The 20,364-nt window shown below is 68.5% G+C and carries 22 protein-coding genes; 6 read left to right on the forward strand and 16 right to left on the reverse strand.

The window, feature by feature from the left end; translation table 11 throughout:
• Nucleotides 1–37: 37 nt before the first annotated feature.
• Entirely contained in the window at nucleotides 38–1,312 is a 1,275-nt protein-coding gene (locus ACFQQC_RS02630) for an aspartate kinase (RefSeq protein WP_376859406.1), read from the reverse strand.
• Between the two features lie 55 nt (nucleotides 1,313–1,367).
• Here ACFQQC_RS02630 and ubiG point away from each other — a divergent pair, with 55 nt between their 5' ends.
• From ubiG to ACFQQC_RS02645, 3 genes are all read left to right on the forward strand, one after another.
• Nucleotides 1,368–2,168 (forward strand): bifunctional 2-polyprenyl-6-hydroxyphenol methylase/3-demethylubiquinol 3-O-methyltransferase UbiG, encoded by an 801-nt coding sequence (gene ubiG / locus ACFQQC_RS02635; protein ID WP_376859408.1) that lies wholly within the window; start codon nucleotides 1,368–1,370, stop codon nucleotides 2,166–2,168.
• Nucleotides 2,168–2,704 (forward strand): AAA family ATPase, encoded by a 537-nt coding sequence (locus ACFQQC_RS02640; protein WP_376859410.1) that lies wholly within the window; start codon nucleotides 2,168–2,170, stop codon nucleotides 2,702–2,704. The genes ubiG and ACFQQC_RS02640 overlap by 1 nt, the downstream gene beginning before the upstream one ends.
• Nucleotides 2,705–2,805: 101 nt before the next feature.
• The gene (locus tag ACFQQC_RS02645; protein WP_376859412.1) at nucleotides 2,806–3,033 is read left to right on the forward strand and encodes a hypothetical protein; all 228 of its coding nucleotides are present in this window, start codon (nucleotides 2,806–2,808) and stop codon (nucleotides 3,031–3,033) included.
• Here ACFQQC_RS02645 and ACFQQC_RS02650 read toward each other — a convergent pair.
• The 7 genes from ACFQQC_RS02650 to ACFQQC_RS02680 form a co-directional block, all read right to left on the reverse strand.
• Nucleotides 3,030–3,506: a GNAT family N-acetyltransferase gene (locus tag ACFQQC_RS02650; protein WP_376859414.1), complete on the reverse strand. Its 477-nt coding sequence runs from the start codon at nucleotides 3,504–3,506 to the stop codon at nucleotides 3,030–3,032. The two genes, ACFQQC_RS02645 and ACFQQC_RS02650, sit on opposite strands and share 4 nt — an antisense overlap.
• Before the next feature lie 11 nt (nucleotides 3,507–3,517).
• Nucleotides 3,518–3,991 carry a DUF6265 family protein gene (locus ACFQQC_RS02655; RefSeq protein WP_376859416.1) on the reverse strand — a complete coding sequence of 158 codons (474 nt, stop codon included), beginning with the start codon at nucleotides 3,989–3,991 and terminating at the stop codon, nucleotides 3,518–3,520.
• 31 nt (nucleotides 3,992–4,022) lie between these two features.
• Nucleotides 4,023–4,850, reverse strand: coding sequence for a DUF6597 domain-containing transcriptional factor (locus tag ACFQQC_RS02660; protein WP_376859418.1), 828 nt, complete (start codon nucleotides 4,848–4,850; stop codon nucleotides 4,023–4,025).
• Between the two features lie 4 nt (nucleotides 4,851–4,854).
• Entirely contained in the window at nucleotides 4,855–5,289 is a 435-nt protein-coding gene (locus ACFQQC_RS02665; RefSeq protein WP_376859420.1) for a DUF1178 family protein, read from the reverse strand.
• Complete coding sequence (locus ACFQQC_RS02670) at nucleotides 5,286–6,134, reverse strand: carbon-nitrogen hydrolase family protein (RefSeq protein WP_376859422.1); 849 nt, start codon at nucleotides 6,132–6,134, stop codon at nucleotides 5,286–5,288. Before ACFQQC_RS02670 ends, ACFQQC_RS02665 begins: the two co-directional genes overlap by 4 nt.
• Complete coding sequence (gene grxC / locus ACFQQC_RS02675) at nucleotides 6,131–6,388, reverse strand: glutaredoxin 3 (RefSeq protein WP_376859424.1); 258 nt, start codon at nucleotides 6,386–6,388, stop codon at nucleotides 6,131–6,133. Before grxC ends, ACFQQC_RS02670 begins: the two co-directional genes overlap by 4 nt.
• A gap of 63 nt (nucleotides 6,389–6,451) precedes the next feature.
• A complete protein-coding gene (locus ACFQQC_RS02680) occupies nucleotides 6,452–7,246 on the reverse strand; it encodes a ComF family protein (RefSeq protein WP_376859426.1) in 795 nt (264 codons plus the stop codon).
• Between ACFQQC_RS02680 and ACFQQC_RS02685 the strand changes: the two genes are divergently transcribed.
• Entirely contained in the window at nucleotides 7,245–8,129 is an 885-nt protein-coding gene (locus ACFQQC_RS02685) for a methyltransferase domain-containing protein (RefSeq protein ID WP_376859428.1), read from the forward strand. The genes ACFQQC_RS02680 and ACFQQC_RS02685 overlap by 2 nt on opposite strands.
• Before the next feature lie 40 nt (nucleotides 8,130–8,169).
• Here ACFQQC_RS02685 and ACFQQC_RS02690 read toward each other — a convergent pair whose 3' ends face one another.
• From ACFQQC_RS02690 to ACFQQC_RS02705, 4 genes are read right to left on the reverse strand one after another with little or no spacing between them, the layout of a single operon-like run.
• Complete coding sequence (locus ACFQQC_RS02690) at nucleotides 8,170–8,349, reverse strand: Flp family type IVb pilin (RefSeq protein WP_376859430.1); 180 nt, start codon at nucleotides 8,347–8,349, stop codon at nucleotides 8,170–8,172.
• 22 nt (nucleotides 8,350–8,371) lie between these two features.
• Nucleotides 8,372–8,782: a (deoxy)nucleoside triphosphate pyrophosphohydrolase gene (locus ACFQQC_RS02695; RefSeq protein WP_376859432.1), complete on the reverse strand. Its 411-nt coding sequence runs from the start codon at nucleotides 8,780–8,782 to the stop codon at nucleotides 8,372–8,374.
• On the reverse strand, nucleotides 8,779–10,173 hold the full coding sequence (argJ, locus tag ACFQQC_RS02700) for a bifunctional glutamate N-acetyltransferase/amino-acid acetyltransferase ArgJ (protein ID WP_376859434.1): 1,395 nt from the start codon (nucleotides 10,171–10,173) through the stop codon (nucleotides 8,779–8,781). The genes ACFQQC_RS02695 and argJ overlap by 4 nt, the downstream gene beginning before the upstream one ends.
• On the reverse strand, nucleotides 10,170–11,132 hold the full coding sequence (locus ACFQQC_RS02705) for a peptidyl-prolyl cis-trans isomerase (RefSeq protein WP_376859436.1): 963 nt from the start codon (nucleotides 11,130–11,132) through the stop codon (nucleotides 10,170–10,172). The genes argJ and ACFQQC_RS02705 overlap by 4 nt, the downstream gene beginning before the upstream one ends.
• 237 nt (nucleotides 11,133–11,369) lie before the next feature.
• Between ACFQQC_RS02705 and secA the strand changes: the two genes are divergently transcribed.
• A complete protein-coding gene (gene secA / locus ACFQQC_RS02710) occupies nucleotides 11,370–14,225 on the forward strand; it encodes a preprotein translocase subunit SecA (RefSeq protein WP_376859438.1) in 2,856 nt (951 codons plus the stop codon).
• A 154-nt stretch (nucleotides 14,226–14,379) separates the two neighbouring features.
• Nucleotides 14,380–15,543 carry an aminotransferase class V-fold PLP-dependent enzyme gene (locus ACFQQC_RS02715; protein ID WP_376859439.1) on the forward strand — a complete coding sequence of 388 codons (1,164 nt, stop codon included), beginning with the start codon at nucleotides 14,380–14,382 and terminating at the stop codon, nucleotides 15,541–15,543.
• A 2-nt stretch (nucleotides 15,544–15,545) separates the two neighbouring features.
• Here ACFQQC_RS02715 and ACFQQC_RS02720 read toward each other — a convergent pair whose 3' ends face one another.
• From ACFQQC_RS02720 to ACFQQC_RS02735, 4 genes are all read right to left on the reverse strand, one after another.
• Nucleotides 15,546–16,472: a hypothetical protein gene (locus ACFQQC_RS02720; RefSeq protein WP_376859441.1), complete on the reverse strand. Its 927-nt coding sequence runs from the start codon at nucleotides 16,470–16,472 to the stop codon at nucleotides 15,546–15,548.
• Between the two features lie 193 nt (nucleotides 16,473–16,665).
• Complete coding sequence (locus ACFQQC_RS02725) at nucleotides 16,666–17,709, reverse strand: OmpA family protein (RefSeq protein WP_376859443.1); 1,044 nt, start codon at nucleotides 17,707–17,709, stop codon at nucleotides 16,666–16,668.
• Nucleotides 17,710–17,833: 124 nt separating this feature from the next.
• Entirely contained in the window at nucleotides 17,834–19,336 is a 1,503-nt protein-coding gene (locus ACFQQC_RS02730) for a CoA-acylating methylmalonate-semialdehyde dehydrogenase (protein WP_376859445.1), read from the reverse strand.
• A gap of 82 nt (nucleotides 19,337–19,418) precedes the next feature.
• Nucleotides 19,419–20,312: an alpha/beta fold hydrolase gene (locus tag ACFQQC_RS02735; RefSeq protein ID WP_376859447.1), complete on the reverse strand. Its 894-nt coding sequence runs from the start codon at nucleotides 20,310–20,312 to the stop codon at nucleotides 19,419–19,421.
• Nucleotides 20,313–20,364 lie beyond the last annotated feature (52 nt).

The raw sequence follows: 20,364 nt of genomic DNA on the forward strand, positions 1-20,364 counted from the left end.
GGTCAGCGCCGCAGATGGGCGCCGCAAAGCTTGAATTCTAGACCGCTTCCAGTCCGTAGGCTGAATGAAGTGCACGAACGGCCAGTTCAGCATAGGCCGCGTCGATCAGAACGCTGATCTTGATCTCCGAGGTCGAGATGGCCTGGAACTTCACGCCCTTGTCCGCCAGCGCCTTGAACATGGTCTGGGCGACACCCGCGTGACTGCGCATGCCGACGCCGACGACCGAGACCTTGGCCACGTCCTCGTCGACCCGCAGCTCCTCGAAGCCGATGTCGGCTTGGGCCGCCTGCATCAGTTCGGCGGCGCGCTGGGCGTCGCGGCGGCCGGTGGTGAAAGTCAGGTTGACCGTCCCGGCCGTGCGGGCCTGCGACTGGACGATCATGTCCACGTTCACATTGGCCTCGGCCAGGCGGGTAAAGACGTCGGCGGGCGCGTCGACCCGGTCGGACAGGCCCAGCAAGGTGATGCGGGCTTCGTCACGGCTCATGGTCACGCCGGACACGATGCGTTTTTCCACGATCTCCTCCTCGTCGCAGATCAGGGTTCCGCCCTTGTCGGGCATGACGCCGTCAGCGTCGGGTTCGATAAAGCTGGACAGGACCCGGACCGGAACCTGTTTCGCCATGGCCAGTTCGACCGAGCGCGTCTGCAGCACCTTGGCGCCCAGGGACGCCATCTCCAGCATCTCCTCGTAGGAGACCTTTTCGAGGCGACGGGCGCGGGCTTCGATGCGCGGGTCGGTCGTGTAGACGCCGTCGACGTCCGTATAGATGTCGCAGGGGCACTCCAGCGCCGCCGCCACGGCCACCGCCGAGGTGTCGGATCCGCCGCGGCCGAGGGTGGTGATGCGGCCGCCCTTGGTTACGCCCTGAAAACCCGGAACGATGGCGATCTCGCCCGCGTCGAGCGCGGCGCCCAGCACCTCGCCCGGCACGTCCTCGATGCGGGCGCGGCCATGGGCGTCGTCGGTGATGATGGGGATCTGCCAGCCCATCCAACTGCGGGCGTTCAGCCCCATGTTGCGCAAGGTCAGGGCCAGCAGGCCCGAGGTCACCTGCTCGCCCGAGGCGACGACGACGTCATATTCGTCGTCCGACATCTCGACCGGGGCCGCCGGGCGGCCCGCGCCATCGGTCCAGGCGACCAGTTCATTGGTCTTGCCCGCCATCGCCGAGACCACGACCGCGACCTTCTTGCCCGAGACGGCTTCGGCCGCGACGATCCGGGCGGCGCGACGGATACGCTCGAGGTCGCCCATCGACGTCCCGCCGAACTTCATCACCAGTCGTTGTGAATCGGTCCGCGTCATCCTGACAGGCTGCTCCGTGCTTGCATGAAACGGCGCGCGGGTTCATCGCTGCGCCATGGCTGCTTCTAACGGCACGGTATCGGCGCGCAAACCCCAAAGCGCCGGGGAATTCAACGATCACGCGGAAGGACCGTCGATCGACCCCGCCGACGTGGCCCGCTTCTCGGCGCAGGCGGCCGAATGGTGGGACGCGCGGGGCCCCTTCGCGCCCCTGCACCGCTTCAATCCGGCGCGGCTGACGTTCGTGCGCGACCGGGTCGCCGAACGGTTCGGGCGCGACCCCAAACAGCGCGAGGCCTTCGCCGGACTGACCCTGCTGGACGTCGGCTGCGGCGGCGGCCTGATCGCCGAGCCCATGCGGCGGCTGGGCTTTCAGGTGACGGCCGCCGACGCCTCGAGCGAGAACATCGGCACCGCCCGCGCCCATGCGGAACAGTCGGGCCTGGACATCACCTATCGCGCGGCGACGGTGGAACAGCTGGAAGCCGAGGGCGCCGGGCCGTTCGACGTGGTCCTGACCATGGAGGTGATCGAGCACGTGGCCGATCCGGAAGCCTTCGTGCGCGCCTGTTCGCGGCTGGTGAAGCCGGGCGGTATCATGATCGTCGCCACCCTGAACCGGACGCTGAAGGCGCTGGCGCTCGGCAAGTTCGCCGCCGAATACGTGCTGCGCTGGGTGCCCGCCGGGACGCACGACTGGAACCAGTTCCTGAAACCGGACGAGATCCGGACCATGCTGGAGCCCGAAGCGCTGACCGTGACCGGTCCGTTTGGCCTGGCCTTCAACCCGCTGACCGACCGCTGGAGCGAGGGCGATTCCGACATCAACTACATGATGGTCGCCACCCGGGACTGATGCCTCTCAACCCTCGCATCGTGATCACTGGCGGCCCCGGCTCGGGCAAGACCACCCTGATCGAAGCGCTGGCTGCCGAAGGCTTCGCGGTCGAGGTCGAGGCCGGACGCGCCGTTATCCGCGAACAGGAGGCCATCGGCGGCGAGGCCCTGCCATGGGCCGACCGGTCAGCCTTCGCCGAAGCCATGCTGGATCACGATCTGGCGGCATATGAGCGGCGAGCAACGGCGTCCGAACCTGTTTTCTTCGATCGCGGCATACCGGACGTCGTCGGCTATCTCGATCTGTGCGGCCTGCCCGTTCCGGCAAGGATCGACGCCGCCGCTCGGGCCAACCGTTATCGGCGAACCGTCTTCATCGCCCCGTTCTGGTCGGACATTTTCACGCAGGACGCCGAGCGCCGACAGGACCTCGACGAAGCGCTCCGGACCTTTGAGGCGATGGCGCGAACCTATCCCGCCTATGGCTATGACCTGATCGAACTGCCGAGGGCGTCTGTCGACGAACGGGCCGCCTTCGTCCTGGGTCACCTCTGAGAGCTTACGGCGATTTCACTTACCTGTCCGTGTTTTAACGGGATCAGGGCGAGACCGTGTGCGACCCCTTGAGCGTCACTTTCGCCTTGGGGAACACCATCATGAAACGCCTGATCATCGTCGCCGCCGTCTCGGCCGCCGCCCTGCTGAACGCCGCCTGCGTCACCGTCATCGGGGTCGATGACGACTATCGCTGGACCGGCGAGAACGCCCGCCCGTTCGACGACGCCAAGCGCGACTGCCGCCGCGAGACGGGCAGCCGCGAAGAGGGCTCGACCGCCTTCGTGACCTGCATGGCCGACAAGGGCTGGACCCGCGTCCGCGACTAAAGGCTGCGCACCATGTAGCGGGCGTCGGAGCCGTAGGAGGCCAGCTTGGCCGCCATCTCCGGCGTCTCGCGCACGACGAAGCCGTGCCGGGCCCAGAACGGCGCGGCGTCGTTGACCGCGACCAGGGCCAGGGCCGGCCAGCCCGCCCGACGCGCGCTGTTCGCCAGTTGCTCGACCACCACGCCGGGATGGCCGCCGCCCCGGGCGTCCGGGTGCAGGGCCAGATCGTGCAAGTACATCACCGTCGCATCGTCCGGGATCGCCTCAATCAGGGTGTTCAGCGCCGGCGCGCTGTCCGCCCGCCACGGATAGGCGACCATATAGCCCTTTGGCTCGCCCGCCCCGTCGGCCAGCACGAAGCAGCCGGACGGGTTCAGGGCCAGCCGGTTCTCAAACAGGTCGCGGCCTTCGAAATGGTCGGGGAAGCCGATCACGGCGATGGCGGCGACGGCGTCGAGGTCCGCCGCCGTCATCGGTCGCCAGCTCAGGCCGGGCAGTTGGTGTTGAACTCCGCCTTGTGGAACTGCCACCGGATCGTCCTCGCCTGACCGTCGATCTCGCCCTCAATACGGGCGTTCAGCACATCGCCGTCGCGTTCATAGATGACCCGCTTGGGGAAGTCGTGGGCCGCCTGCTCGAAGACGACCCGGTTCGGGCCGGATTCGATCACCGGGAAGGTCGTCGGGGTCTGGCCTTCGGGGACAGCGAAATAGGCCAGGGGCGCGTCCGGCGCAGGACCGGTCGGGGCGATCCGGGACAGCTCCCAGCCGACGCGGCCGTTGCGGACGGTGATCGAGGTCCCCGCCATCAGGTTCAGGCGCGGCGGGCTCCAGGTCTCGGCCACCTGACGTCCGCCGTCGCAGGACAGCCAGTAGCCGGCCATCCAGCCCAGATCGGGCCGCAGGTCGGTCTGCGGGGCGCCGGCCAGGGCGGCGGTCATCATCAGGGCGGTCAGCATGTTCGGGTCTCCCTCCGGGTTCGGGAGCAAGCTAGGCCGGGTGATCAGCGCCCGGCTTGTAGGATTGCGACGCGATGGCCCGCGCCAGCGCCTGCTGCTCGCGCGCCCATTCGGTGGCGGTGCAGCCGAGGAAACGGCGGAAGTCGCGGGCCATCTGCGGTTGGTCGAAATAGCCCGCCTCCAGCCCCGCCCCCAGCCAGCTTTCGGCGGCGGGCTGACCCGGATGAGCGGCATGATCGAAGACCCGGCGGAAGCGGAAGACTGATCGCAGCATGCGGGGCGAGACCCCTACGCGGTCGGTGAAGCGGCGCTGAAGCGCGCGCTGATCTGCGGGGGATCGACGGGACGGCGCGGCGTCTCCGGCGGCGGCCTCGACCTCGGCCCGGATCAGGGGGTCGATGCGCCACTCGCTCTGGCGGCGCTGGTCCGTCAGCCAGCGGGTGAAGGCCTCGACCTGCCCTTCCGGATCGCCGACCGGGGCGGAGAAGCCCGCCAGCCGCTGGACCACGTCCAGCCGCCGATCCGTAGCCTCGACCAAGGGCTGTCCCAGCCAGTCGCGGGCGCCGTCGGGCTCGAAACGGATCGCCACCAGTTCGGTCGGCCCGGCGGGGCGCAGGGCCAGGGGCCGGGTCATCTGGCCGGTGAAGATGGCGGAAGGCTGCAGCCGCCAGTCTCCATCATCACCCAGCTCCTCATAGGGCGCGCCGAGATCGAAGATCAGTTCGGGACAGCCGTCCGGGGCGATGCGCTGGACCACCGGGGCCGGATCGGGATCGGCGTAGGTCCAGATCACCCGGACGAAGGGCTTGAGCGCCGCGGGCGGCTCGAACTCCTGATAACGCTCCCCCTCCCCCGCCATGGTCTCAGTGGACCTCTGACTTGTCCGGCGGGAGATTGGGCAGGGGCGCGACCGGCACCCCGTCGTCGCGCAGCTTCTTCACATCAGCGGGCGTGGCCTCGCCGTAGATCTCGCGCTTCTCGGATCGACCTTCGTGGATGTCTCGCGCCTCGCGGGCGAAGGCGTCGCCGACGTAGTCGAAATTCTGCTCGACGTGGGCGCGCACCTCGCGGGCGGCTTCCATCATCATGGTCTGCATCTTCGCCGCCATGTCGGCGGAGGGGGCGGACTTCTTCGTGCCCTTCACCGCCGGGGCCATGATCTGCTTGGACACGGAACGCGACCCGCACATCGGGCATTCGACCAGCCCCCGCGCGGCCTGATCGTCATAGTCCGACGACGAGCCGAACCACGCCTCGAACCCGTGGCCGTGGTCACAGCTCAGGGCGTAGCGGATCATGCCGAAACGACGGCCGGAGGCGCGAACGCGCGGTCGTGCGTCAGTTGCGGCACCGCGTTGCGGGCCTTGTCGACCGCATCGAAGTCGAGCGTGGCGAACAGGACGCCAGGTTCGTCGTTGTCGAGCTTGGCGACGACCTCGCCCCACGGCGCGACCACGGTCGAGCGGCCCCAGGTCCTGCGGCCGTCCTCATGCTCACCGGCCTGGGCGGGAGCCAGAATGTATGCGCCGCTTTCGATGGCGCGGGCGCGCAGCAGGATTTCCCAGTGCGCCTCGCCCGTCGGAACGGTGAAGGCGGCGGGAACGGCGATCATCTTCGCGCCTGCCTTGGCCAGGGCGCGGTGCAGCTGCGGGAAGCGGACATCGTAGCAGATGGTCAGGCCCAGACCGCCCCAGGGCGTTTCCGCGACCACGGCGCCGTCGCCGGGCCGCACCGAGGCGCTCTCGCGCCAGCGCTCGCCGGTCGGCAGGTCCACGTCATAGACGTGCAGCTTGTCATAGCTGGCGACCACCCCGCCCTGATCGTCGATCAGCAGGGAGCGGTTGGCGGCGCGGTCGTCGCCGTCGTGGCCGGACTTCACGATCGCCGAGCCGATCAGCAGCCAGACGCCCAGCTCCTTCGCCAGATCGCGCAGCTTCAGCACCGCCTCGTCCCGCTCATCGGTCGTCAGCACGGCCTCGCGGGCCGCGCGATCCTGGATCAGAAAATTGGTCGCCTCGGGCGTCAGGATCAGCTTGGCCCCGCCGGCCGCCGCCTGACGGATCAGGGGCTCGACATGGGTGAAGGCCGCCCCCGGCGAGGCCGGGGTGCGGGTCTGGATCAGGGCGACGGGAAGCGTGGTCATGCCGCCAGCAATGGGTCCAGCTCGCCCTTGCGGTCAAGCGCGTGCAGGTCGTCCGACCCGCCGACGTGCTGGTCGTTGATGAAGATCTGCGGGAAGGTCATGCGACCGTTCGAGCGCTGGATCATCTCCTGCTTCTTCTCCGGATCGTTCGAGGCGACGATCTCGGTGAACTCGACGCCCTTCTTCTTCAGCAGGGCCATGGCGGCGATGCAGTAGGGGCATCCGGGCTTGGTGTAGAGGACGACGTCAGCCATTTTTTCTCCAACTCGAAACAGGGCCATGCAGCGATCGCCGCGCGAGGCCCGGGGCGTTGCCCCCTACATAGTCAGTTCCCGCACGGTTCGCACCCGGGCGATGACAGCCAGATCAACCGCGCGGGCGCCGGCCGCCAGCAGCGCCTTCGCGCAGGCTTCGGCGGTGGCGCCCGTGGTCAACACGTCGTCGACCAGAAGGATGCGGCGCCCCCTGATGCGACGGGCGCCGGCGGGCGTGACGGCGAAGGCCTTCTTGACGTTCAGCCGCCGCCCCCGCGCCGACTTGCCGCCCTGGCTGGTGGTGTGGGTCTGACGGACCAGGGCGTCAGGCAGGTAGTCGAGGTTCGCGTCGCGGGCCAAGGGACGGGCCACCTCGGCCGCCTGATTGAAGCGCCGGGACAGCAGCCGCCAGCGATGCAGGGGCACGGGAACGATCACATCCGTTTCCGCCAGCAGAGGCGCGGCGGCGCGGCTGAGCCAGCGGGCGAACAGGGGCGCGAACGGCTGATGGTCGCCGTGCTTGAACTTCAGGATCAGTCCGCGCGACGCGTCATCATAGAGGCAGGCCGCCCGGGCGCGGGCGAAGGCGTAGGGCTGGGCCAGACAGGCGGCGCAGCGTTCCGACGCGAAGGCGCCGCCGTCCATTTCGAACGCCGCCCCGCAGCCGTCGCAGACCGGATCCTCGAGAAAGATCACCCGGCTCCAGGCGTCCGGCGTGAGGCCCACCGAGGCCGTCGCCTCGGGGCTGTCATGGGCCAGCGGCGGCAGCAGCAGATCGGCCAAACCGCGCCCCAGCCGACGGCCGAGACCGGTCGCGACTTCCCAACGCGCCCTCCAGACCCCATCCTGAAGGCTCATGAGCCCCTCCTCCGGTCCCCCCGTTATCTTCGACAGCCAGCGCCGAACGGCAAGGCTTCAACGCAGCGAAAAGTTGTTCGCCGGCGCCGATTTCCTTCATGCGCGCGCCGCCCAGACTGCCGTCGACAGCCTGGACGCCCTGTTGCGGGAATGGACCGAGGTCGCGGACCTGTCCGCCCGGCCGGGCCCGTTCGCCGCCGCCCTGACCGGCGCCTATGCCGCCGCACGGGTTGGAACGGTGAAGACGGTCGGCAGTCTGGCCGCGCGCGCCGCGCCGGGCGCCGGGCCGCTGGACCTGCCGGACCAGTCGCAGGACCTGATCGTCACCCTGATGAGCCTGCACTGGGCCAACGACCTGCCGGGCGCCCTGAGCCAGATCCGCCGCGCGCTGAAGCCGGATGGCCTGTTTGTCGGCACACTGCTGGGCGCGGGCACGCTGAAGGAGCTCCGGTCCGTACTGACCGAGGCGGAGCTGGAGCAGCGCGGCGGGGCGCAGGCGCGGGTCTCGCCTTTCGCTGACGGTTTTGACGGCGCGGCCCTGCTGCAGCGCGCCGGATTCGCCCTGCCGGTGTCGGATGTGGACCGGCTGACGGTGCGTTATCCGGACCTGCTCGCCCTGATCCGCGATCTGCGCGCCATGGGCGAGACGAATGTCCTCGCCGGAAACGGTCGCCCCCTGACCCGCGGCATCATCGCCCGCGCGGCGCAGCTCTATGCGGAGAGGTTCGGCGAGCCGGACGGCCGCATCCCCGCGACCTTCGAAATCGTCCATCTGGCCGGCTGGGCGCCGCACGAAAGCCAGCAGAAGCCCCTGCCGCGCGGCTCGGCCAAGGTCCGGCTGGCGGATGCGCTGGGCGTGAAGGAGCAGACGGGCGAGGAGTAGGCTTCGGCCTCCCGAAGGGCGGCATGCCAGGGAAAACTGCCTAGCCGCCCATGGCGGCGCGAAGGGTGTTCATCGCCGCGTTGAAGACGCCGCTGGAGGTTCCGCCGAAGGCGGTCAGCGCCGACAGGATGACGAGGAAGATCAGGGCGATGATCAGCCCGTACTCGATGGCGGTCGCGCCGCTTTCGTCCTGCCTGAAGCGGCTCAGGAAGCGTTTCATCGTCGCCTCCCTTTCCGGACGGCTAGAGCAGATCGCGCAGCCAGGCGATCAGGGGTTCGTCCGCCGGAGGCATGGGATAGTCCGACAGCTGGTTCGGACGAACCCATTTCAGGCCTGAATGCTCACGCGCCTGAACCACTCCCGACCAACGTCGGCACAGGTACAGTGGCATCAAGAGGTGAAAGGACTCGTAAGCGTGACTGGTAAACACGAAGGGCGAGAGACAGGCCTCGTTCACGTCGATGCCCAGCTCTTCCTTCAGCTCGCGTATCAACGCCGCCTCGGGTCGCTCGCCGGGCTCGACCTTGCCGCCCGGAAACTCCCACAGTCCCGCCAGTTGCTTGCCCTCTGGCCGCTGGGCGATGAGCACCCGCCCATCGGTGTCGATCAGGGCGACGGCGACGACGAAGACGGTTCTGACGCCTTCACTCACGAGCGGTAGTCGCCGTTGATCTCGACGTAGCGCTTGGTCAGGTCGCAGGTCCAGACAGTGGCCGAGGCCCGGCCGGAGGCGACGTCGACGGTGATGTCGATCTCGGGCTTCTTCATATAGGCGCTCATCTTCGCCTCGTCGTAGGTCGGCGACGGGGCGCCGTCGATGGCGGCGACATGGGGACCGAACCTGATCGCCAGACGGTCGCGATCCACCGGCTCCTCGGTCTTGCCCACGGCCATGACGACACGCCCCCAGTTGGCGTCCTCGCCGGCCAGGGCGGTCTTCACCAGCGGGCTGTCAGCGATGGACTTGGCCAGCTTGCGGGCCGAGGCGGGGCTGGCGGCGCCGTCCACGGTGATCTTGACGAACTTCGTCGCGCCCTCGCCGTCGCGGACCAGCTGGTGGGCGAGGTCCAGCATGACCTCGTCCAGCGCGCGGCTGAAATCCTTCAGGCGGCGGTCGCCGACCCGGCCGATGCGCGGCGCGCCCGAGGTTCCGGTGGCGAACAGCAGGGCGGTGTCATTGGTCGAGGTGTCGCCGTCCACGGTCACGCTGTTGAAGGTGGTGCGCACGTGCAGACCCAGCAGGGCCTGGAGCACCGCGGGCGAGATGGCGGCGTCGGTGACGATGAAGGCCAGCATGGTCGCCATGTCCGGCGCGATCATGCCCGAGCCCTTGGCGATGCCGGCGATGCGGACCTTGTGCCCCTCGATCTCGCACTCGGCGTAGGAGCCCTTGGGGAAGGTGTCCGTGGTCATGATGGCGCGCCCGGCGGCGGCCCAGTTATCGGCATCCAGACCCGCCTCGATCTCCGGCAGGCGAGCGGCGATCTTGCGATCGTCCAGCACCACCCCGATCACCCCGGTCGAGGCCAGCATGACGTCGCGCTGGCGGCAGCCGAAGCGTTTGGCGACTTCCGACGCCGTACGGCGGGCGGCGTCGGCCCCGGCCTTGCCGGTGAAGGCGTTGGCGCAGCCGGCGTTGACCACCAGCGCCCGCACGTCCTTGCCGCCGTCCTCGGCGCCCAGATGGCGCTTGCACCAGTCGACGGGAGCCGAGCCCACCTTGTGGCGGGTGAACACCCCGGCGCAGGTCGTGCCGCGGGCGAAGCTGAACACCACCAGATCGTCGCGTTCGTGCTTGTAGAAACCCGCGCGGCTGGTCGCGATTTCGACCCCGCCGATGGGCGGAATGGTCGGGAACGGCACGGCCAGAGGCGAGACCTGCAGACCCGGCTTGCCGGGGGCGGCAGGCGCGGCGGGCGCGGACTTCGACGGCGTGGTGGCGCGCTTGATCGCGGTCGCCACCGGCTCCAGCGCCTTTTCCAGCGCCTGTTCGATCTTCTGGCCGGTCGAACCGCGACCGGTCGGAGTGGGCGTCTTGGTCATTGGGCCTTGGCGGGAACGGGGGCGGAAACAGGGGCGGAAGCAGAAGCGGGCGCGGCGGCCGGAGACGAGGGCTGCTGTGCAGGCGGCGCCGAGGCGGGCTCCGGCGATCGGTCGCCCTCCCCGTTCAGCAGGATTTCGACCGTGGCGCGGCCACGCAGGTTGGCCAGCAGTTCGCGCACGCCCTCATAGGTGAGGTAGCGAACGATCTGGGGACGCGCCTGCTCCAGCGTCGGCGGGGTCTCGCGGCGGCGATCCTCGATCCGCAGCACGGCCCAGCCGCCCTCGGTCTGGAACGGGCCGACGGTGGAGCCCGCCGGCTGGTCGCGCATGGCGTTGCGATAGGCCTCGGGCATGACGTCCAGCGTCGAATAGCCCAGGTCGCCGCCCGAGAAGCGGGTCGCCTCGTCGATGGAGCGCTCCATGGCGACAGCCTCGAAGGCTGCGCCCTGTCCCAGAACGCCCACGACCGCATCGGCCTCGGCGCGGGTGCGCGACAGGATCAGGCGGGTGCGGATCTCGTCCGAGGTTTCTGCCAGACGCACCTGTTCGCGATACAGGGCCTCGACGGAGCGATCATTGATCGTGCCGTTCACCTCGGTCTCGACCAGCATGTCGCCGAGGATGCGCTCGCGTGTCGCGGCCAGGCGGCGCTGGGCCAGCGGTGAGTTGTCCAGTCCCCGGCGTTCCGCCTCGCGGGCCAGCAGCTTCTGGTCGATGACCTCGTCCAGCACCCGGCGGAACAGGGCGGAGGACACGTCCAGCGGCTCGCCCTCGCCCACCAGCCCCTGCGCCACGGCCTCGCGCTTCACGTCGGAGGCCCAGATGGTTTCATCAAGGACGCGGGCGACGGCCCGGTCGCCGGGCTCGGGCGGACGGTCGGAACCGCCGCCCTGACCACAGGCCGCAACCGTCAGCGCAACCGCCAGCAACAGGGGAAAAACGACGCGGGAAGGCCTCATGCGGGCGCGCTCCGTCTGCGGGCGGCGAAAGGCCCTCGCGTTGACAGGGATAAGGGCGGTGCTTAAGTCCCGGCTGCGCCCAAGTCGAGGGGTTTTCGATCGTTCGCGCGGCCCTCGCGCGCGCCTGTCACGGGCGCACCGGGCCGCCGTCGCCGGAACCTCTCAGCGGCGTGCATCCGCCGCCCTTCCGGGACCTCGTACCAGAGCCCTTGTTGCTCGCCCGCCTTCGGATCCTCCATGCTCGGCTTCGCCAAGAAGATTTTCGGCTCCTCCAATGACCGCCTGGTCAAGGATTTCATGAGCCGCGTTCAGAAGATCAACGCGCTGGAGGAGAAGTACGCCGCCCTCTCCGACGACGAACTGCGGATGATGACGGACACCTTCCGGGATCGCCTCGCCGCCGGCGAGACGACCGACAAGATCCTGAACGACGCCTTCGCCGTCGCCCGTGAAGCCTCCAAGCGCGTGCTCGGCCAGCGCCAGTATGATGTGCAGCTGACCGGCGGGATGATCCTGAACCACGGCGGCATCGCCGAGATGCGGACCGGCGAGGGCAAGACCCTGGTCGCCATCGCGCCGGCCTATCTGAACGCCCTGTCGGGCAAGGGCGTGCACGTCATCACCGTGAACGACTACCTGGCCCGCCGTGACGCCGAATGGATGGGTCGCGTCTATCGCTTCCTGGGTCTGGAAGTCGGCGTGATCGTCAACGGCCTGTCACAGGGCCAGCGTCAGGCGGCCTATGCCGCCGACATCACCTACGGCACCAACAACGAGTTCGGCTTCGACTATCTGCGCGACAATCTGGTCTATGACCGTCGCGAGATGGTGCAGCGTCCGCACCACTTCGCCGTGGTCGACGAGGTGGACTCCATCCTGATCGACGAGGCCCGGACCCCGCTGATCATCTCGGGCCCGACCGAGGACCGTTCGGACCTGTATGTGACGGTCGATGCGATCATCAAGGACCTGATCCAGGACAAGTCGACCTATGATCTCGACGAGAAGCAGAAGCAGGCGCTGCTGAGCGAGGAAGGCTCGGAGCGGGTCGAGCAGCTGATGGAAGAGCGCGGCCTGTTCGCCGACGACACCACCGGCCTGTACGACGCGGCGAACATCACCCTGGTGCACCACATCAACCAGGCCCTGCGCGCCAACACCCTGTACCAGAAGGACAAGGACTACATCATCAAGGCCGGCGAGGTCATGCTGATCGATGAGTTCACCGGCCGCATGATGCAGGGCCGCCGCCTGTCGGAAGGTCTTCACCAGGCCATCGAGGCCAAGGAAGGCGTCAAGATCCAGCCCGAGAACCAGACCCTGGCCTCGGTGACGATCCAGAACTATTTCCGCCTGTACGAGAAGCTCTCGGGCATGACCGGCACCGCCGCGACCGAGGCCCAGGAGTTCGGCGACATCTACAAGATGGATGTCCTTGAGGTGCCGACCCACCGTCCGATCCAGCGCATCGACTATGACGATGAGATCTACCGCACCGAGCGCGAGAAGAACCTCGCCATCGCGGCCCAGATCGCCGAGCGCCACCTGGCCGGCCAGCCGGTTCTGGTCGGCACGGTGTCGATCGAGAAGTCGGAAACCCTGTCCGAGCTGCTGAAGACCTTCGTCTACAAGACCGAGGTCTCGCGTAAGCCCAAGAAGGAATTCGAGGGCAAGGACAAGGAGGCCGAGAAGGTCGGCGATGCGGCCTATGACATCGAGTACGAGGTCAAGCTGCGCGGCATTCCGCACAGCGTCCTGAACGCCCGCCAGCACGAGCAGGAAGCCTATATCGTCGCCGACGCGGGCCTGCCCGGCGCAGTGACCATCGCCACCAACATGGCCGGTCGGGGCACCGACATCCAGCTGGGCGGCAACCTCGAAATGCGGATGCAGAAGTGGCGTCAGGACCAGCGCAACCTCGCCATTGAAGTCACGGAGGCCGACGAGGCCGCCAAGGAAGCCGAGTTCAAGGCCGACATCAGCGCCCAGAAGGAAATCTCGATGGCCGCCGGCGGCCTGTTCGTCCTGGGCACCGAGCGCCACGAAAGCCGCCGGATCGACAACCAGCTGCGCGGTCGGACCGGCCGTCAGGGCGACAAGGGCACGTCGAAATTCTTCCTGTCCTGCGAGGACGACCTGCTGCGCATCTTCGCCGGCGACCGCCTCGACTCGATCATGAAGTCGTTCGGCGTCGCCGAGGGCGAGGCCATCAGCCACCCGTGGCTGAACAAGGCCGTCGAACAGGCCCAGAAGCGGGTCGAGACCCGCAACTACGACATCCGCAAGAACCTGCTGAAGTACGACGACGTCGTGAACGACCAGCGCAAGGCGGTGTTCGAGCAGCGTCAGGAGTTCATGGACTCCACCGACCTGTCCGAGCTGGTCGACGAGTTCCGCGCCGATGTGATCAACGATCTGGTCGAACGGCACATGCCGCCCAAGGCCTATGCCGAGCAGTGGGACATCGCGGGGCTGGACGAGAAGATCCGCTCGACCCTGGGCCTTGAACTGCCGCTGGCGGACTGGGCCGCCGAGGAAGGCGTGTCCAACGAGGAGATCGAGGAGCGCATCACCGAGGCCGCCGACGCCCGCGCCGCCGAACGTCTGGCCATGGTCGGCGCCGACCAGATCCGCAGCCTGGAGCGCCAGTTCCTGCTGCAGATGATCGACATGCAGTGGCGCGAGCACCTGGTCCAGCTGGACCACCTGCGGGGCGTCATCGGCCTGCGCGGCTACGGCCAGCGTGATCCGCTGAACGAGTACAAGACCGAAGCCTTCAACCTGTTTGAATCGCTGCTCCACAACCTGCGCCATGACGTGACCCGCTGGCTGATGACGGTGGAGTTCCGCTTCGAACAGCCGCCGGCGATGGAGATGCCCGAGTTCCAGGAAATCCACCTGAACCCCGGCACCGGCGAGAACGAGATGGCCAACCCGCTGGCCCAGCTGCCGGAAGGCGCGCTGGAGGGCGACGATCGCTCGCGCCTGCCGGTGGACGTGCTGCCGGTCGGCTGGGAGCGCACTCCGCGCAACGCCGACTGCCCCTGCGGCTCGGGCCGCAAGTTCAAGCACTGCCACGGAAGCCTGATTTAAGGGCGCTGACGCGCCGCGCTACCGCTCGGCTCGCGGAGCCTCGCTGCTTGAGCGCGAATGCGCCCGGTCAGTGATGGAATGGATTGGAGGCGGGTCGGTGACGGCCCGCCTCTTTCCGTTTCGGGGCGGCGTGTGAACGGGCTAAGGTCCGGGCATGAGCCACAAGCCCCTGTTCTCGCGCGCCCTCGGTCTGGATCCAGAGCGGCTGCATTTCGCCGCCCACAGCCACCACCTGTGGCCCGACGCGAGCTTCGACGCCCAGGTCCAGGCCTGGGCCGAGGCTAACCGCTTCGCCGACCGGAAGTGGGATCTGATCTTCGGCGAGGTGATCCCGGAGGCGCAGAAGCATGTGGCGAAGGAGCTCAACCTCCCCTCGCCTGACAGCGTGGTCTTCGCCACCAACACCCACGAGCTCCTGCTGCGTATCGTCTCTGGCGTGGAGAGAAAGCCGGTCCGTATCCTGTCCACCGATGGCGAGTTCCACTCGTTCCGGCGTCAGGGCGAGCGCTGGGAAGAGGCCGGCGAAGCGGTCATCACCCGCATCCCCCTGCATCCCTTCGACACCTTTGAGGCGCGCTTCATCGAGGCGGCGCGCGGAGGCGGGTTCGACCTGATCCTGATCAGCCAGGTCTTCTTCCGCACCGGACAGGTGTTCGGGGGCGTCGCCGAACTGGCCGAACTGGCCCGCCCCGAAGGACCGTGGGTGGTGATCGACGGCTATCACGGCTTCATGGCGACCCCGACCGATCTGTCGGCGGTGGCGGATCGCGTCTTCTACGTCGCGGGCGGCTACAAATACGCCATGTCCGGCGAGGGCGCGGGCTTCCTGCACGCCCCGGACGGCTTCTGCCCCCGCCCCGTGATCACCGGCTGGTTCGCCGAGTTCGGCGATCTGGAGGGACCGCCGGGGGGCGTGCAGTACCGCACCGACGGCGGTCGGTTCTGGGGCGCGACGCTGGAGGCCACGCCCTTCTACCGCTTCAATGGCGTGCGCCGGATGCTGGACGAGGCCGGACTGACCACCGCCGACGTCGCCGCCCATGCGCGCGGCCTGATGCAGACCTTCCAGACCGCGGTCCGGACCGGTCAGGCCGGACGTCTGGACAAGGCCGAACTGCTGAACCCGATCGAGGGCGAGGGATCCCGCGCCCGCTTCCTGGCCTTCCGCCACGCGGACGCCCAGAGCTGGCGCAAGCGGCTGCTGGACGCCGGCGTCATCACCGATGTGCGCGATGACGTCATCCGCTTCGGCTTTGGCCTGTATCAGGACGAGGCCGATCTCGAGCGCCTGATCGCGATCTGCGCGAAGGTGCTCTGAACCTAGAAGAAGGTGGTGTCGTCCTGCTGACGGGCCTCCGGCGCCTTGCGGGGGGCCGGAGTGCGCTGGACAGGCGCCGGGGTCGGGGTCTGGACCGGAGCCGGCGTCGCTTGTCCGGGCTGGCCCGGTTGGGCGGGCTGGACCGGAGTCGGCGTCTGGCCGGGCACCGGGGTTACCTGCGGCAGGGTCGGATAGGGCAGGGTTTGCGGGGCAGGGCCGCCGTCAGGATAGGCCATCGGCGCCTGGCCGTTGGCGTCCACGGCCGGCACGTCCGGGGCCACGCGATCCGGGGCGTCCAGATCATCCCGGATGAAGGCCCAGGACCGGGCGTCCGAACAGGCGCAGGCCTTCATATAGCCCTCGCGGTCACGCCAGATGATCAGCGGATAGCGGGTCTGCAAACCGGCCTCGCTGAGGTTGCGGCTCAGCTGGGTGACGAAGTCCCGTCCGGCGTCGACCACGGCCGCCCGGGCCAGATTGCCGTCGGCGGCCGGGATGCCCGCGGCGGTCCAGTTGTTCACCGGCGTCGCGGTCCAGCGCTGGTACAGCACCCAGTCGCGGGTCAGCCACAGCTCGGCCACCGTGGCGCGCTCGGCGGCGGTGGACTGCTGCATGCCTTCGCGGTCCGGACGGGCGAAGACCAGAATGCGGGTTTCGACCCCCGCGGCGCGCAGCTTGGGCGCCTCCTCGCGCTCGAACCGCTGCATGGCCGCGCTGTCGCGATAGCCGATGACATACAGGGCCTGCCCGCCGCCGCCGGCCGACACCCAAGAGCTTTCGTCCAGCAGACGCTGGATCTCGGGCTGGTTGCGGGTCACCGTCACCGGCTGGAAGCGGGCGTAGAAGTTCCAGTAGGCCCAGTAACCTCCGCCCGCCAGGGCGAGGCCGATCACGGCGGCGAGGGCAGACCAGACGAAAAAGCGACGCATGCGGGGGAGCACTCCAGCTTCACAGTGCGAACAGGTTAACGCCTAACATCGAAAAGCGCTGCTGCGAACGCCCGCGAGGCGAAGTGGGCCCAAAGCAAAGCCGCCGGCCCCCTTGCGGAAACCGGCGGCTCTGTCGTCTGGCCGACCAGCCCCCGGTCCCGAGGGGCCGAGGGCTTCGGATCAGTTTCCGGGTTTAGCGGAAGCTGATGCCGACGGTGGCGCGACGGTTCAGCGGCTCGCGAACGCCGTCGGCGGTCGCACGGGCCAGGGCGGTTTCACCCTTGCCGTCCAGCGAGATCACGCCGCCGTTGACGCCAGCGGCGACCAGAGCGTCAGCCACGGTGCGCGCACGGCGGTTCGACAGGCCGATGTTGTATTCCGCCGAACCCGAGGTGTCGGCGTGACCGACGATCAGGACGCGGGTCGGACGGCCGGTCCGGGCGTAGCTGGCGGCTTGCGTCACCACCGACTGGGCTTCGGCCGTCAGGTCCGAGCGATCCCAGTCGAAGTACACGACGAACTCGCGGTCAGCCGGCACGGCCGGAGCCGGCGGCGGCGGCGGCGGCGGCGGCGGCGGCGGCGGCGGGGGCGGCGGAGCCACGACCGGCGGGGGCGGCGGAGCCGGCGGGCTGCCGAACGAGTAGCGCAGACCCAGGCTCACCGAGTGATCCTCGAAATCACCCGAGAAAGTTTCCGTGCCTTCACCCATCTCCAGATCCGCGACGTTCAGGTAGCGGTAGGTCAGGTCCAGGTTGGTGCGCTCACCCAGACGCCAGGCGGCGCCGGCCAGCAGTTGCCAGCCCCAGGTGGTGTCATCGACGTCTTCCAGCTCGACCTTCGCACCGCCGACACCGGCGCCGACGAACGGACGGAAGGCCGCGTCGCGGCCGCCGAAGTCATACAGGACGTTGGCCATCAGCGTGCTGGCGCTGGAATCGACGTCCGGAACGGTCACGCCGGCGACTTCGAGCTCGCCGCTTTCGCGATAGCCGGCCTCGGCCTCGATGCGCCAGTTGGCGTTCAGGCGATAGCCGAGACGACCGAAGGCCGCCCAGTCATCGCCGGCCTTGAGTTCGACCGGTTCACAGACCGCGCCGATGCAGCTGTCCCAGTCGTTGCTCTGCGGCCAGTGGTAGCCGATGTCGCCGGCGACATAGACGCCGTCCGGATCAGCCAGCGCGGGGGTGGCGCCGAAAAGAGCGAGGAGCGCGGCTCCCGCCATCAGTTGCTTTTTCATATCTTCTCCCAGATCGCGGTAAGAGAGCCACGAGGCTGGGTAAAAAGGCGAAGCTGGCCAAGGGTTGCAAAGCGGCCCGAGGCCAACGTCGTCAAAGCGGCGACTGTGGCGCCATAGACACAGGTTATCCCATGGTCGGGATGACGAAACTGCTGTCCGCGTGCTCCAGCTCGCTGTCCGGCCAACGGGCGGTGATCGTCTTGACCTTGGTCCAGAACTTCACACCTTCCACGCCGTGCTGGTTGGTGTCGCCGAAGGCCGAGCGCTTCCAGCCGCCGAAGGTGTGATAGGCGACCGGCACCGGGATCGGCACATTGATGCCGACCATGCCGACGTTGACGCGGGCGGCGAAGTCGCGGGCCGCGCGGCCGTTCTGGGTGAAGATGGCGACGCCGTTGCCGTACTGGTGCTTCGACGGGAGGCTCAGGGCCTCCTCGAAGCTGGCGGCGCGCATGATCTGAAGGACCGGGCCGAAGATCTCTTCCTTGTAGGACTCCATGTCCGGCTTGACGTGGTCGAACAGCGACGGGCCGACGAAATAGCCGTTCTCGTGGCCCTGCAGCGTGAAGCCGCGGCCGTCGACGACCAGTTCGGCGCCGTCCTTGACGCCCTGATCGATCCAGCCCTCGACGCGCGCCTTGTGGGCGGCGGTGACGACCGGGCCGTAGTGGGCCGAGGCGTCGGTCGAGACGCCGACCCGCAGGGTGTCGATCTCGGCGACCATGCGCTCACGCAGTTCATCGGCGGTCTTCTGGCCGACCGGCACCACGACCGGCAGGGCCATGCAGCGTTCACCGGCCGAGCCGAAAGCCGCGCCGGACAGGTCCTTGATGACCTGATCCATGTCGGCGTCCGGCAGGACGATGCCGTGGTTCTTCGCGCCGCCCATGGCCTGGACGCGTTTCCCGTGCTGGGCGCCCAGCTGATAGACGTAGTGGGCGATGTCGGACGAGCCGACGAAGCTGACGGCGTGGACCAGCGGGTGGGTCAGGATGGCGTCGACGGCGGTCTTGTCGCCGTGCACGACGTTCAGCACGCCGGCGGGGGCGCCCGCCTCCATCATCAGCTCCGCCAGACGGACCGGCACCGACGGGTCACGCTCGGACGGCTTGAGCACGAAGGTGTTGCCGACGGCGATGGCCACGCCGAACATCCACATCGGGATCATGCCGGGGAAGTTGAACGGGGTGATGCCCGAGACCACGCCCAGCGGCTGACGCATCGAATAGACGTCGATGCCGGGGCCGGCGCCGTGGGTGTATTCGCCCTTCAGCACATGCGGGATGCCGCAGGCGAACTCGATCACTTCCAGACCGCGCTGGATGTCGCCCTTGGAGTCGGCGATCACCTTGCCGTGCTCGGACGACAGCATCTCGGCCAGGTCGTTCATGTTCGCCTCGACCAGACGCTTGAACTCGAACATCACCCGCGCGCGGCGCTGGGGATTGGTCGAGGACCAGCCGTCGAAGGCGGCCTGGGCGGCCTGCACCGCGCGATCGACTTCGCCGGGCGTGGCCAGTTGGACGCGGGCCTGGACCTCGCCGGTGTTCGGATTGAACACGTCGCCAAAGCGGCCCGAGGCGCCCGTGAACGACGCGCCGTCGATGAAGTGATGGATGTCACGCATGATGAAGGCGTTTCCCTGAACCGAACTTATGTTCTTGTGGGGCGCGGTTTAGCGGCTGGCGACGAAGGGCGCCAGCGCCGCCTCAGACCGCCGCGTCGAACAAGGCGTCGCGGGCGACGTCGGCCTTCAGCATGGGGAAGAAGTGGGTCCCGCCGTGCACGACCTCGACCGAGACGTTCGGCAGTCCCTTCAGGCCCGGCGAGGGGAAGCAGGTCGAGCCAGCCTCGGCCTTGAGGATACGGATCGGACGCCCGACCCGCTTCATCGCCTTCCATGGATCGTGGGCCTGGGCGGCGTAGTTGGAGGCCTCCCATTCCGGCGCGCAGGCGAGGGTGAAGCCCCCTTCGGGCGTCTCGACCAGACCGTCCGTCAGATAGTCGGCGATCATCATCTCGGGCCAGCCCCGGAAGGCGCCGCGCCCGGAGTAGGCGGCCAGAGCCTGCTCACGGCTGTCGAACACGGCCCGGCGGCGCAGCGCGCCCTTCACCAGCGGGATGTGGCCCGGCACGCGATCAAACAGCGGAAGCTGGAACAGGGCGACGCTGAGGCGCCCCCAGATGACCGGATCGAACAGCACCAGCTTCGACACCGCCTCCGGCCGCTCGGCGGCGGCCAGCAATGACGAGGTGCCGCCCATGGAATGGCCGGCCAGCACCACCGGCGGTCCGTCCAGCGCATCCAGCAGGGCTGCCAGATCGTCGCGATGATCGCTCCAGCCGCGACGACGGTCCCGCTCGGTCGGCAGGGCGGTGCGGCCATGCCCGCGCAGGTCGGGCGCCCAGATGCGCAGCGTCCCCGACAGCGGAGCCAGCAGGGTGCGGTAGGTCATGGCGTTGAAGCCGTTGGCGTGGACGAAGACCAGATCCACCGGTCGCTTCGGATCGCCGAAATCGAGGACGGACAGGTCGCCGCCGCCCCACCGGTTCTTGACCGGCAGGCTCAGGCGACGGGGCGGGGAGAGCCGGATCGCATCCATGCGGGAGAGATAGAGCCCCCTTGGCGGGTTTTCCAGAGAAACCGACTCGGCG

The organism is Brevundimonas sp. GCM10030266, assembly GCF_042666595.1.
GTDB lineage: Bacteria > Pseudomonadota > Alphaproteobacteria > Caulobacterales > Caulobacteraceae > Brevundimonas.